This is a genomic window from Thermoflexus sp. (genome assembly GCF_025055495.1).
Lineage (GTDB): Bacteria > Chloroflexota > Anaerolineae > Thermoflexales > Thermoflexaceae > Thermoflexus.
Map to the genome: position 1 here is coordinate 1 of NZ_JANWXB010000049.1, position 12,689 is coordinate 12,689.

The 12,689-nt window shown below is 64.6% G+C and carries 10 protein-coding genes and 1 tRNA gene; all 11 read left to right on the forward strand.

Annotated features, from left to right (window positions below):
* Window positions 1–182 precede the first annotated feature (182 nt).
* The gene (locus tag NZM16_RS01690; protein ID WP_295450727.1) at window positions 183–410 is read left to right on the forward strand and encodes a zinc ribbon domain-containing protein; all 228 of its coding nucleotides are present in this window, start codon (window positions 183–185) and stop codon (window positions 408–410) included.
* An 11-nt stretch (window positions 411–421) separates the two neighbouring features.
* Window positions 422–1,171 carry a hypothetical protein gene (locus NZM16_RS01695; RefSeq protein WP_295450729.1) on the forward strand — a complete coding sequence of 250 codons (750 nt, stop codon included), beginning with the start codon at window positions 422–424 and terminating at the stop codon, window positions 1,169–1,171.
* Window positions 1,172–1,213: 42 nt separating this feature from the next.
* Window positions 1,214–2,479, forward strand: a complete 1,266-nt coding sequence (locus NZM16_RS01700; RefSeq protein ID WP_295450731.1) for an exonuclease SbcCD subunit D — start codon at window positions 1,214–1,216, stop codon at window positions 2,477–2,479.
* 107 nt (window positions 2,480–2,586) lie between these two features.
* Window positions 2,587–5,136, forward strand: coding sequence for an SMC family ATPase (locus tag NZM16_RS01705; RefSeq protein ID WP_295478089.1), 2,550 nt, complete (start codon window positions 2,587–2,589; stop codon window positions 5,134–5,136).
* Window positions 5,137–5,210: 74 nt separating this feature from the next.
* Window positions 5,211–6,149 carry a DUF1385 domain-containing protein gene (locus NZM16_RS01710; protein WP_295478091.1) on the forward strand — a complete coding sequence of 313 codons (939 nt, stop codon included), beginning with the start codon at window positions 5,211–5,213 and terminating at the stop codon, window positions 6,147–6,149.
* Between the two features lie 30 nt (window positions 6,150–6,179).
* Window positions 6,180–8,123: a hypothetical protein gene (locus tag NZM16_RS01715; RefSeq protein ID WP_295478094.1), complete on the forward strand. Its 1,944-nt coding sequence runs from the start codon at window positions 6,180–6,182 to the stop codon at window positions 8,121–8,123.
* A gap of 250 nt (window positions 8,124–8,373) precedes the next feature.
* The gene (gene ychF, locus NZM16_RS01720) at window positions 8,374–9,465 is read left to right on the forward strand and encodes a redox-regulated ATPase YchF (RefSeq protein ID WP_295478097.1); all 1,092 of its coding nucleotides are present in this window, start codon (window positions 8,374–8,376) and stop codon (window positions 9,463–9,465) included.
* A gap of 50 nt (window positions 9,466–9,515) precedes the next feature.
* Window positions 9,516–10,247: an SDR family NAD(P)-dependent oxidoreductase gene (locus NZM16_RS01725; RefSeq protein ID WP_295450741.1), complete on the forward strand. Its 732-nt coding sequence runs from the start codon at window positions 9,516–9,518 to the stop codon at window positions 10,245–10,247.
* A gap of 382 nt (window positions 10,248–10,629) precedes the next feature.
* A complete protein-coding gene (gene sufU, locus NZM16_RS01730) occupies window positions 10,630–11,022 on the forward strand; it encodes a Fe-S cluster assembly sulfur transfer protein SufU (protein ID WP_295450742.1) in 393 nt (130 codons plus the stop codon).
* Between the two features lie 224 nt (window positions 11,023–11,246).
* Window positions 11,247–11,319: transfer RNA gene (locus NZM16_RS01735), tRNA-Met, on the forward strand.
* A gap of 427 nt (window positions 11,320–11,746) precedes the next feature.
* Window positions 11,747–12,556, forward strand: coding sequence for a class I SAM-dependent methyltransferase (locus NZM16_RS01740; protein WP_295450743.1), 810 nt, complete (start codon window positions 11,747–11,749; stop codon window positions 12,554–12,556).
* Window positions 12,557–12,689: the final 133 nt, after the last annotated feature.

A 12,689-nucleotide genomic window follows, 5' to 3' on the forward strand; every position in this document is an offset into this window, starting at 1 on the left:
TGGGAGGTTTGTTGGGGCTTATAAACCTTTCGACCGCGCCGGTGTAAGAGCCGGCGCCACCCACGGGCTCCTGAGTGGTGGTAGTTGGGGTGTGGGGCCGGGGGCGGGTGGCCCCCGGCCCCACACCCCAACCTTCCACACACCCCAACCTTCCAAAACCATATCCTTCGGAGGCGTCCCCTATGCCGCTCTATGAATATCTCTGTCGGGATTGCGGCGCGAAGTTCGAGCTCCTTCGTGGGATCGCCCAGGCGGATGAGCCGGCCCCATGCGCGGAATGTGGCAGTCCCCGGACCGGCCGGTTGATCTCCCTCTTCGCCGCTATCAGCGATGGGAAAATGGTCGCCGGCCCCACCGGCTGCGCAGCATGTGCTTCCCATGCCTGCGCCACATGCGGGCTTCATCGATGAGGGAGCTCTCCATGGCGTTGGGGAAGCGCCGGGATCCAGACGGCTGGACATGGGCGATGATCCGGGCGGATCGCTCCCGCCTTCTGCAGGTCGCCCTGGGGATCGGGCTGGCCCTGATCGGCCTTCTCGGGCTGGGGCCCCCCAACCCAGCGAGGGCCCAGAGCGATTTCCAGGCCCAGGTGATCTCGCCTTCCCGGGATCAGCCGGTCTGGGGCACCGTGGATATCGTCGGGATCGCTACTCATCCGAATTTCGCCAAATATGATGTGGCCATTCTGGACGCCCAGGATTTCACAAAAGAGTGGCGCTGGCTGGTTCAAGGCCGTCCGGTCCGCGCAGATGCTCCCACCGTGCTGGCCACATGGAATACCCGGCTCTTCCCGGATGGGGAGTATGTGATCCTGGTTCGCGTGTGGGATCAGGGCGGGGGTCACCGGGATTTCCTCTTTCCAGGATATCGGGTCGCCAACGCCCAGCCGACGCCCACCCCCACGGAAGCGGTGGCACCGACGATCGAACCCGAGCCGACCGGCCCGTTCGTCATGACCCCAACGGTTCAGATTGAGCTCCCCCCCACGGCCACCCCAGGCCCCACCTCTACACCGATTCCGGGGGGCGTGCCGACCTCCGCGAGGGACGGCCTCGGGTTAGAGGCTCTGCTGGAAGCTTTCTTTGCGGGAGTCCGATGGACGTTCATTCTCTTCGGGATCTGGGGAAGCATCCTGATCCTCCGTTGGGGGTGGCGTCGGTGGCGCCGCTGAAGGGCGGATCGCCTAATTCCACTGCTCCGCTGGAGAGCGTCCATGGCCAGCGAACCGATTCGGGTGCTTCACTTTGCGGATCTGCATATCGGCATCGAGGCCTACGGCCAGATCGATCCCCAGACCGGCCTGAACCGGCGGGTGGTTGATTTCCTGCAGGCCTTCGATCGCGTGGTGGAGCATGCGATCCGCGAGGAAGCGGATCTGGTTCTCTTCTGCGGCGATGCCTTCAAGAACCGGGATCCTTCCCCTACCCATTTGAGAGAGTTCGCCGCCCGGCTCCGCCGACTGCTGGAAGCTGGGATCCCGGTGTTCCTGCTGGTAGGCAATCACGATCTGCCGGGAATGGAGAAGCGAGCCACCCCTCTGGATATCTTCGGGGAGTTCCGGCCCCTTCTGCGGGTGGGGGATCACCTGATGGTGGGACGTCGGGAGGCGGTGCACCGGATTCGGACCCGTCGGGGCCCTCTTCAGCTGATCTCGATGCCGTTCCCGGTGCGGGCGCGGCTCCTGAAGGATGAAGCGTGGAGGAATCTCCCGGCGGAGGAGCTGGATCACAAGCTCCGTGAGGCGCTCCATCTGCTGTTGCAGCGCATGCTGGAAACGGAGATCGATCCGGCCCTGCCGACGATCGTGGCGGGCCATTTCTCCATCGAGGGAGCCACTTATGGTTCCGAGCGCCAGGTGATGATCGGCTACGATGTGGTGTTGCCCCCCTCGATGTTTCAGCACCCGGCGATCGACTACGTGGCTTTGGGTCACATCCACAAGCATCAAGTGGTGGGCGACGGGTCTCCCCCCATCGTATACAGCGGGAGCGTGGAGCGGGTGGATTTCACGGAGGAGGAGGAGCCCAAGGGGTTCTGCTGGGTCGAGGTGCGGCGAGGGGATGCCCAGTGGCGTTTCGTGGAGCTTCCGGCCCGCCGCTTCACAACGCTCTCGATCGATCTCCGGAACGCCTCCGACCCGGAGATGGCCGCCATCGCCCAGATCCGCCGCGCGGCTTCTTCGGTCCGCGAAGCGGTGGTACGGGTGCACGTGCGCATCCGCCCGGAGCAGATGGAAGGGCTGCGGGAGGCCCGGCTGCGGGAGGAGCTGGAGAAAGCGGGCGCGTTTTATGTCTCTGGCATTCGCATCGAGAGAGAGGAGATCAGTCGCCTCCGGATTGCGCTGGGCGAAGTCGAGCGGCTTACCCCCATGGAGTTGCTGGAGCGCTATCTGGAGTCCCGGGACCCGCCGCCTGATCCGGAGCGGCGGGCCCGATTGTTGCGCGCGGCGGAGCAATTATTCGCGAGAGGGGAGGATTAAAGACGGGGGATGGGCCGCCGAAGGCGGCCTGCCCCTGAATTCCCCGGATCGGGGGATCAGCGGATTTGCCCGAGATCCAGGATTCGGGGGAATCCGGGGAGGGCGCCATGGAGCTGGTGCGATTGGAGCTGAAGAATTTCCTAAGCTACCGCGAGGGGGAACTGGATTTCACCGGCCTGCATATGGCGGCCCTGGTGGGGCCGAACGGCGCGGGCAAGAGCAGCCTCCTGGACGCCATCACCTGGGCGCTGTGGGGCAGAACCTCGCGCCTGGATCGGGATCAGGATCACCTGGTCCATCGCGGGGAGAAGGAGGCCCGGGTGAGCCTGACGTTCCGACTCGGAGAGGCCGTCTATCGAGTCACCCGGGTCCGACGGCGGGGGAAGGGGAACGTTATGCTGGACTTCCAGATGCTGGCGCCCCGCCATCGTGTCCTATCCGGCTCCGGAATCCGCGAAACCCAGGAGGAGATCAATAAGGCCCTTCAGATCGACTTCGATACGTTCGTGAACTCCGCCTTCATCCGCCAGGGGCGCGCGGATGAGTTCACCACCAAGACAGCGGCGGAGCGCAAAGAGGTCTTGGCCGACATTCTGCGGCTGGATCAATGGGCGGAGCTGGAGGAAAGAGCCAAGGCGAAGATCCGCCAGATCGATCTCGAGCTGGAGGGCCTGAAATGGCGGATCCAGGAGCATGAACGGGAGCTCCAGCGACGGCCCGAATACGAGGCGGCCTTTCGGAAGGCTTCCACGGAGCATCTGGCTCGGCAGGAGGAGCGGGAGGCGGCGGAGCGGGAGTGGGAGGCGTTACGACGGGATGAGGAGCGGGCGCGCATGGTGCGGGAGCGGCTCCTCGAGCTGGAAGGGCAGCGAGCGCAGATGGAGCGCCATCTGGCCCGCCTGACCGAGCAGATCGCCCAGCTTCAGGAATCTCTGGGTCGCTGGCGTGAGTTGACGGCCCGTCGGGAGGCGATTGCGGCGGCGTGGGAGGAGCTCCAGCGCGCGCGGGAGGCGCTTGCGCGCATGGAGGAGGCCTCCCATGAGGCCAGCGCGCTCCGGGAGCGCCGCGCGGAGCTGGAGAAGCGGATCGCGGTGGCCCGGGAGCGGCTGGAGGGAGAGCGACAACGACTGCAGGCGGAGGTCGAGGCCATCGCCGCTCGGGCCGCACGCCAGTCGGAACTGGAAGCGGAGGCCGCCCGCCTTCAGGAACCGTTGAGGGGACGGGCGGCCCTGGAGGAGGAGATCCGCGCGCTGAAGGAACAGTGGCAGGCTTTGCAGACCGAACGGGGCGAGCTTCAAAACGAAAACCGGCGGCTCTATCAGGAGATGAAGGATCTGGAAGCCCGGATCCAGGCGATCTCACGGATCGGCGCGGAATGTCCCACCTGCCGGCGTCCGCTCCCGGAGATGGAGCGGACGCGCCTTCAACAGGAATGGGAACGGGAGGGCCGCCATCGGGGCGATCGCTATCGGGAGAATCAGGCCCGCCTTAAGAATCTCGAGCAGGCGCAATCGGAGCTGGAAGCCAAGCTCGAGGATCGCCAGCGCGCCCTGGAGACGCTCTCCCGGCTGGAGCTTCGCCTGGAGCAGATCCGCCAAGAGCTCGCCGAGATCCAGGGGCAGCTGGATCGCCTGGAGGAACGACGACGGGAGCTCCAGGAGATCGAACAACGGCTCCAGGAAGACCGGGTGGATCCGGAAGCGCAGGCTGCCCTTCAGGAAATCGATTCCGCCTTGAAAGCCCTGGGCTACGACATCGAAGCCCATCATGCCCTCCTTCGCCGGGTCCGGGAGCTGGAGGAAACGGCACAAGACTGGCGTCGCCTTCAGGAGGCGGAGCAAAGGATCCCACAGGAAGAAGAGGCCCTCCGGGGTCTGGAGGAGCTTCGGCGCGTGGAGATCGAACGCCAGGATCGGTTGCAGGAAGAGCAGAGGCGTTTGGAGCTTGAAGAGAAGGATCTGGAGGAGCGGTTGAAGGCGCTTCCTGAGGCACAACGAAGGGTAGAGGTGGCACGTCGGGCGGAGCGGGAGGCGCGGGATCGAATGATCGCGGCGAAGCAGTGGTTGGAGAACTGCGATCGCCTGGAGGAAGAGCTGGAGAGCCTGCGCAACGAGAAAATCCGCCTGGAGGAGGAAAAGGGCCTCTATCGGGATTTGCAGGTTGCCTTCAGCCGGAATGGGATCCCCGCGATGATCATCGAGGCGATCCTTCCGGAAATCGAGGAGGAGGCCAACCGGATCCTCCAGCGGTTGACCGATGGGCGGCTCACTGTGCGTTTCCGTTCCCAGCGGGAGACGAAGAGCGGCACGGTCCAGGAGACCCTGGACATCCTGATCTCGGATGAAGGAGAGGAACGTCCCTATGAGAATTTCTCCGGCGGCGAGAAGTTCCGGGTCGATTTCGCCATCCGCCTGGCCCTCTCCCGCGTCCTGGCCCGCCGCTCCGGAACCCCGCTGCGGCTGCTGGTGATCGATGAGGGGTTCGGCTCCCAGGATCAGGCCGGCCGGGAACGGCTGATCGAGGCGCTGAACGCGGTGAAGGATGAGTTCTCAACGGTGCTCATCATCTCCCACCTCGAGGAATTCCAGGACGCCTTCCCGGTCCGCATCGAGGTCCGCAAAACGGCGAACGGATCTCAGCTCCAGGTGGTGATGTGAGGAGGCTTGGGAAGGGATCCCCCGGCCGACATCTTCTTAGACATTGCCTGAGAATCTCCCGGGCGGTGGGCGATATGGGAATCGGCTTTCTGATCTCCCGCGCGACCCTTCGATACGGCGGCCAGGCGGTTCTGGAAGGGGTGATGATCCGCGGGCCGGCCGGCATCGCCGTCGCCGTGCGGGCCCCCGATGGGCGGATCGTCCTCCGCTCCATGCCCCTTCCGCCCCGACGGAGGTGGCAGCGCTGGCCCCTCCTCCGGGGCGTGTTCATCCTGTGGGAGACTCTTCGCTGGGGCATGGAGGCCCTCTGGTTCTCCGCCATGGTTGCAGCAGGGGAAAGCGAGGCTCAAGAGGTCCGGGACAGCCCCCTGGCCTGGCTGACCATCGCGGTTTCCTTTGCTCTGGCCTTGGGGATCTTCCTGTTGTTGCCAGCGTTCCTGGCGGAGGGGATCGAGCGGGCGCTGGGGCTGTCCTCATGGATCCGGACCACGCTGGAGGGGATCTTCCGCCTAGGGCTGGTGATCGGCTACTTAGCCATGGTCGGGCGTCATCCGGAGATCCGCCGGGTGTTCGCTTATCATGGCGCAGAGCACAAGGTCGTGCACGCGCTGGAGGCGGGGGCTCCGCTCACCATCGCCGGGGCGCGTCCGTTTCCCACCGCCCATCCCCGCTGCGGCACGGCCTTCCTTCTCACGGTGGTCGTGATCGCGGCCATCCTCTTCGCCTTCCTGCCCAGCTCCACCCTGATGGAACGCTTGGCCCTCCGACTGGCCCTCCTTCCGGTCCTGGCCGCCCTCGCCTACGAAGCGCTATGGCTCAGCGCACGATACCAGCATGTGCGGCTGGTGGCTGCCCTCTCCGCCCCGAATCTCTGGCTGCAACGGCTGACCACCCGGGAGCCAGATGATGGGATGCTGGAGGTGGCTCTGGCCGCCCTGCGGACGGCACGGGCGATGGAACAGGCGCAGGAGCCCCCCCGCCTCGTTGAGTTCGAGGAATCCTCCGCTTCTTGATCTCCCGATATTCGCGACATAAGGAGCACGATGCGGGATCCTACCTTTCATCCCCCAGCGTGGTCGGTGGGCTTGCTTCTCGCGGCACTGTTTCTCGCGCTGACTCCGGGGACCGATTTCGGAACGATCGATGGGGAGGTCGCTTACTGGGCGACGGCCGCGTTGGTAGAAGAGGGAAGTGCGGCGATCCTTCTCTCCGGTTCGTCTCATATCGAATGGCTGATCGAGCGAGGATTCGTTCAGACCGGATGGGATGGGCGATGGTTTATCCGCTATAACCTGGGGCAGCCACTATTCGCCGTCCCCTTCTATGCCGCCGGGCGCCTCGCTGGGGGGTCGGGATCTCCGCCGACCCGCCTGTTCGTGAATATGTTGCCAGCGCTGGCGATGGCGGGAACGGGGGCGCTGCTGTATGAGTGGGCCGCCCGGCTGTGGGGCGTCCGGGCGGCGCTGTGGATCATCGGGCTGTTCGCCTTGGCGACTCCGGCGGCGGTTTACGCCCGGCTCTTCTTCGCCGAAGCCCTGATTGGGTTCTGCCTGTTGCTCGGTTTCCGCCTCATGAGCTCCAGCGGCTCAGTGGGGATCGCCCTGGGCGGCCTGGCGATCGGCTGGGCGGTGCTGACCCGAGAGGGGGCAGGGGCCGCCCTGCCCGCCGCAGGACTATACCTGTTGCTCCGCGGCCGGACCTGGCAGGAGCGTCTTCGGTCCCTGGGATGGTGGGGGATCGGCTTGGGGATCCCGCTGTCCATCCTGATCTGGCACAACACCTATCGCTTCGGCAGCCCTCTCCTTCACGGCTATCAGGGGGAGGGCTTCACGTCCTCGCTTCTCGAGGGCGTTCCCGGATTGCTCATCAGCCCCGGCCGGGGCCTTTTGTTCTACGCCCCGCCCGTTCTGCTCGCCCTCCCGGGCGCTGCGCGGCTCTGGCCCTCAGATCGGAGGATCGTTCTGGCGGCAGCTGGGTTGCTGGCAGGATATCTGGCGATATACGGCCAATGGTGGGCCTGGCACGGGGGATGGGCGTGGGGACCTCGTTTTTTGGTCCCCGTCATCCCCTTTCTGCTTCTGATCTCCGGGGGCGCTCTCGATTCGCCATCCGGTCGGAGGGTCGCCCTGGGACTGGGCGGGTTAGGCTTCCTCATCGAGCTTCCCGGGATTCTGACAAATCATAATGCCTTTCATTCTTGGCTATTCGGAGATCGAGGCTATCCGGATATCCCTCGCATCTGGTTCCAGCCCGAGGCATCCCCTATCCTGGGCCAGTGGCGCTTCCTTCTGAATGGGACAGACTGGGTGCTTGCCCTGCATCGCCTGGAGGCCCAGGGGATCCCTTCGTCGGTGGCGTGGGGCGTGCGGATCGGGATCCTGGCCCTGTTCGGCCTGGGCTTGTGGGGGTTCACGCGCGGTCGCGCGGGGGCCAGATGGCAGATGATCCCATCCGAGTTGGAAGTTGGCGTCCCCTGGGGATTGCTGGCCGGGATGATCGCCCTGAACGCCATCGTCGCCTTCGGATGGATCCGGGCCCTCCAGCAGCCGTTCTGCGGGGATCCCGGACGGGTCTGCGTGGGCCAGCGGTTCGAGGGTCAGATCGAGCTGGTCGCGTTCTCGATGCAGGCGAGCGTCGTGCAGCCGGGTGACCGCATCGGGTTGACGCTCTGGCTTCGAGTCCTCCACCCGGTGACCGAGCCTCTGAGCGTCTACGTGCATGTCCTCCCAGACGACGAATCGGGGCATGTTCAGGTCTTCCAGGAGGATCACGAGCATCCGGCGTTCTGGCCCCTTCCCCGCTGGACTCCCGGCCGGCTCTACAGCGACTTCTACGCTCTGCAGGTTCCGGATTCGGTTGCCCCCGGGATCTATCGCATAAAGGTGGGCCTTTATCGCCGCTCTCCTCCCGGCGGTCGGATTCCAGTGGAGGGCTCGGGGGAAGACGGGATCCTCCTTCCCGTCCGGATCACGGTGGTTCCTCCCTGAGGGATCCGAAGATGGGCTTCGCGGGGATCCGCGCAATGGTCCGGCGGAGAGGGTGAGCGCTTCGTGTTCGAGGGCCTCGCTTCCTCGCTGGGGATGCGCCGGGATAGAATGTTCCCAGAGGGAGATGATCTGGGGGCAGGCGGGCTCCTCTTCAGCGGCCCGACGTGCCCCCGAGCCTCCCAAAACCCGGGATCGGGGGATCGACGAAGCCGGGTCGTCGTCCCGGGAATCCTCAACCTCCGAGGAGCCTATGGAGATCGGTCTGGTTGGGATGCCCAACGCGGGTAAATCCACCCTGTTTAACGCCCTGACCCGCCATCAGGTCCCCACGGCGCCCTATCCGTTCACCACGATCGAGCCCCACCGGGGCGTGGTTCCCGTTCCAGATCCCCGCTTGGAGGCCCTGGCGCGGCTCATTCAACCGGAACGGATTGTCCCGGCGACACTGACGGTGGTGGACATCGCGGGGCTGGTGCGGAACGCCCATCGAGGGGAGGGATTAGGGAACCAGTTCCTGGCTCATATCCGTGAAGTCGACGCCATCCTGATGGTGCTTCGCGGCTTCGATGCGCCCAACGTCCCTTCCGGGCTGGGGGAAGTGGATCCGATGGCCGAGCTGGAGGTGCTGGATCTGGAGCTGGCGCTGGCGGATCTGGAGACGGTGCGGCGACGTCTGGAGAAGACCCGCAAAGCCGCCAAGGCGGATCCCCATGCGTTCGCCGAAACCATCGCCGCTTTAGAGGATCTGGCGGCCCATCTCCAGGCGGGACGTCCGGCCCGGACATGGCGGGGGCGGTCGGCGTGGCATGAGTTGTTGCGCGAGCTCTTTCTGCTGACGGATAAGCCCCGTCTGATCCTTCTGAACGTGGCGGAAAAGGATCTGCCGGAGGATGGCACGGCGGCGGAGGAGCTGGCTCGTCGGGCCGCCGAGGAGGGCAGCCCCTTCCTAGTGGTGTGCGCGGAGCTGGAAGCCGCCCTGAATGAGTGGCCGGAAGCCGACGCGCAGGCCTATCGGGAAAGCCTGGGGCTTTCAGGCTCCGCCCTCGATCGCCTGATCCGGGCGGCTTACGCCCATCTGGGCTTGATCACGTTCTTTACGATCACCGGAGGCCACGAGGTGCGGGCGTGGCCCATCCCGCGGGGAACCCGGGCCCAGCAGGCTGCAGGACGGGTCCACTCTGACATGGAGCGCGGCTTCATCCGGGCGGAGGTCATCCCTTGGCATCTTCTGGTGGAAGCGGGATCTCCCCAGGCGGCCCGGGAACGAGGTCTGTGGCGGATCGAGGGGCGCGATTACGAGGTCCAGGATGGGGATGTGCTCCACTTCCGGTTCCATGTCTAAGAACCTTCCCCTCAAACTTCGCTTGGACACGGACCAAAGAAAGGGCGATCATGTCTCGATCACAGGCGGGAGACCTCGCGGGGATTGCGCTGATCACCGGCGCGGGTCGGGGGCTGGGGGAAGCCATCGCCGTCGGGTTGGCCGCGCGGGGCTTCCACGTCGTGGCGAACGATATCCATCCGGCGGCGGCGGAACGGGTGGCAGGACGCATCCGGATAGCGGGAGGATCGTCGGAGCCCTTCCACGCCGATGTGGCGAACCGCATCGCCGTCGGCGCGATGGTCCAGGAGATCCTGGCGCGCTGGGGCTGGCTGGACCTGGTGATCCACCACGCAGAGGTCCATCCCCATCGCTCCGTGCTGGAGATGGGGGAATACGAATGGGACCGGACGATCGCGGTGATCCTGAAAGGGGCCTTTAACCTGCTACAGGCGGCGGCTCCTGCGATGATCGAACGGCGGCGCGGAGCGTTCGGGTTCCTGGCTCCCTATTCGGTCTTGAACGGCGGAGGCCTTCATGCGGCCTATGGGGCGGGGAAGGCGGGGTTAATCTTCCTGGCCCACGCGGCACGAGAGGCGCTCCATCCTGCAGGCCTGGGCGTGCATCTGCTGTTCACCGGGAAAGCGAGGGAGGATGGGATGAAGCGTCCCCTTCCGGAGGTGGATCTGGAGTCCGCCTTGGATCGCATCGCCCAACTGGATGGGGCGAACCACACGCTGTGGGTTCGATGGGGGGCGTCCGAACCGGAAAGCCGCAAAGACGAAGGGATGGAAGGGCTGTGATATGATAATCGTAGCTCCCATCTGGAGCCGTTCGGAGCGAGGAGGGGTTGTGGATCGCTCCTCTCGCTATGGTCCCCGGGGTCGGGAAGGAAGCGCCATGGGCAACTTCAGGTGGTGAGTCCAATCCCAGCGCCTTCGAGAGGAAGGCAGGCTGAGCCCCTCTCCCCCCTTCTTCCCCTTCCCCAGGGCTCTAGAGGCCCCGAGGAGGTGGGAGAAACAATCTCTTTGGGGCTGGGGCGCCGCCGAAGGCGGCACCCCAGCCCCAAAACCTGCGGGAGAGTTTGAAAGTTGCACATGGCGATAGAAGAAATCCGGAGGAGCTCAGGGTTTCCTCCGAGCGTGATATTTGGAGCCCATTCCTTTTCCAGCGAGGCGAGTCGTCATGGAAGATCTTTACCGGGAGATCATTCTGGATCATTATGAGAATCCCCGCAATTACGGCGAGCTGCCCGATGCGGATATCTCCTACGAAGACGACAATCCGTTGTGTGGGGATCGCATTCGGATGGACCTGAAAGTGCAGGATGGGCGCATTGTGGACGTGCGGTTCTCCGGGAAGGGCTGCGCGATCAGCCAGGCGTCGGCCTCCATGCTGACGGAGCGGATCAAGGGGGCCACGGTGGAGGAAGCTCGCCGGTTGACCCGAGAGGACATCCTGGAGATGCTGGGGATCCCCCTAGGGCCGGCGCGCATCAAGTGTGCTCTGCTCTCCCTGAAGGTGTTGAAGGCCGGTTTGTATGGCCTGCCGAAGATCGATTGGGATGAGCTCGGTTAATGTTCGTCCTCTGCAGAGGGATTCCTCCCCATGGCTCAGAACGGTCAGAACGGTATGGTAGTGGTAGGGGAATAGGAGTTGCTTGATTTCTGGAGCGCATGTAGGCCCGACAGGGGATCTCCGCCGATGTGGATCCTGGAGTTGCTCGGCTTCCTCTTGGGCGACTTAGGGAAAGCATCCTTTGACAGTGGGGGGAACGCGGATTTATAATTATTAATGCCTCAGGCGAGGTAGCTCAAGTGGCAGAGCAGCCGGCTCATAATCGGCGGGTTGTGGGTTCGAGTCCCACCCTCGCCACCTTTCCCGAGCGCCCCAGGCTGGAGCCCAGTGCCTGGGGCGCTTTTTTGTGCCGAGGGCTTCACCGCTCGATGAGATGCCACGAGGAAACATCGACGCCGTGGCTGAATCCGGATGGGTAGGTAAGAATAGGCTTTGCCCAGGCGGCTGGTGCCAACCGGCGCCTGGTCTCCGGGGGCGCCCTTTATCTGGTCCGGGATGTGTCCGATGTGGATCGATACGGGCGGCTGTTGCGCCGCGTGATCGCCGGGCAGACCTTCGTGAACCTGGCCCTGGCGAGGAATAACGGATCCAGGAGAGGGGACAGGAAATCGAGTGGTCGGGTCACGGACTCTCTGAACACCGTTGCTTGCTACAACGGCCCTCCAAACAGGATCAGGATATAAAGACAGCGGCAGAGCGGCTGGGTGATCCGGAGAAGCCATCCATGAAAGGCCAAGCCATCCACGACCTGGACCTGGAGCGCTGGGAGGAATACGAAGATCTGATCACCGACAGCCTGTGGATGCTGGGTCCGCGGGCCAACCATGGGATGCACACCCCGGAATATTGGGGCAACTTCGTCCCTCAGATCCCCTATCAGGCGATGCGACGCTTCACCCGACGCGGCGATCTAGTCCTGGACCCGTTCGCCGGGCTGGGCACCACGCTGATTGAGGCCCGGCGGCTGGGCCGCCACGCGATTGGCGTGGAACTGGTCCCCGGCGTGGCGGAGCGGGCCCGCTGGCTGGTGGCCCTGGAGGAGAACCCCCATAACGTCCAGACGGAGGTCCTGATCGGCGACAGCACGGATCCGGAAACGGTGAAGCGGGTTCAGGAGACGATGGGCCGTTGGGGGTTCGCCGGCGCGCAGCTGTTGATCCTCCACCCGCCCTACCACGACATCATTCGGTTCAGCGAGGACCCGCGGGATCTGTCGAATGCGCTCGATGAAGGAGCATTCTACGAGGCCTTCGAACGGGTGGTGGAGAACTTCGCCCCGCTTCTGGACCCCGGGCGGTTCCTGGTGCTGGTGATCGGGGACAAATACGCCCGCGGGGAATGGATCCCCTTAGGCTTCCGGACGATGGAACGGGTGCTGCGGCATGGGTTCCGGTTGAAAAGCATCTGCGTCAAGGACATCCAGGAGAACCGGGGCAAGCGGGGACGTTATCATCTCTGGCGCTACCGGGCTCTGAAGGGGAATTTCTACATCTTCAAACACGAATACGTGATGTTCTTCGAGCGAAAAGGGTAGCCTCGAAAAGTCATCCCTCGCGTATTGGTGATCAACGTGAAGCTCCCCTCCCACGGCCCCTTCGGGCCGCGGGAAGAGGAAAACGAGATTTTAGGGGCTGGGGCGCTGCCTTGGGCGGCGCCCCAGCCCCAAA

Coding starts and splice junctions, on each gene's coding strand:
- NZM16_RS01690 (WP_295450727.1), top strand. CDS start 183: ATGCCGCTCTATGAATATCTCTGTCGGGATTGCGGCGCGAAGTTCGAG.
- NZM16_RS01695 (WP_295450729.1), top strand. CDS start 422: ATGGCGTTGGGGAAGCGCCGGGATCCAGACGGCTGGACATGGGCGATG.
- NZM16_RS01700 (WP_295450731.1), top strand. CDS start 1,214: ATGGCCAGCGAACCGATTCGGGTGCTTCACTTTGCGGATCTGCATATC.
- NZM16_RS01705 (WP_295478089.1), top strand. CDS start 2,587: ATGGAGCTGGTGCGATTGGAGCTGAAGAATTTCCTAAGCTACCGCGAG.
- NZM16_RS01710 (WP_295478091.1), top strand. CDS start 5,211: ATGGGAATCGGCTTTCTGATCTCCCGCGCGACCCTTCGATACGGCGGC.
- NZM16_RS01715 (WP_295478094.1), top strand. CDS start 6,180: ATGCGGGATCCTACCTTTCATCCCCCAGCGTGGTCGGTGGGCTTGCTT.
- ychF (WP_295478097.1), top strand. CDS start 8,374: ATGGAGATCGGTCTGGTTGGGATGCCCAACGCGGGTAAATCCACCCTG.
- NZM16_RS01725 (WP_295450741.1), top strand. CDS start 9,516: ATGTCTCGATCACAGGCGGGAGACCTCGCGGGGATTGCGCTGATCACC.
- sufU (WP_295450742.1), top strand. CDS start 10,630: ATGGAAGATCTTTACCGGGAGATCATTCTGGATCATTATGAGAATCCC.
- NZM16_RS01740 (WP_295450743.1), top strand. CDS start 11,747: ATGAAAGGCCAAGCCATCCACGACCTGGACCTGGAGCGCTGGGAGGAA.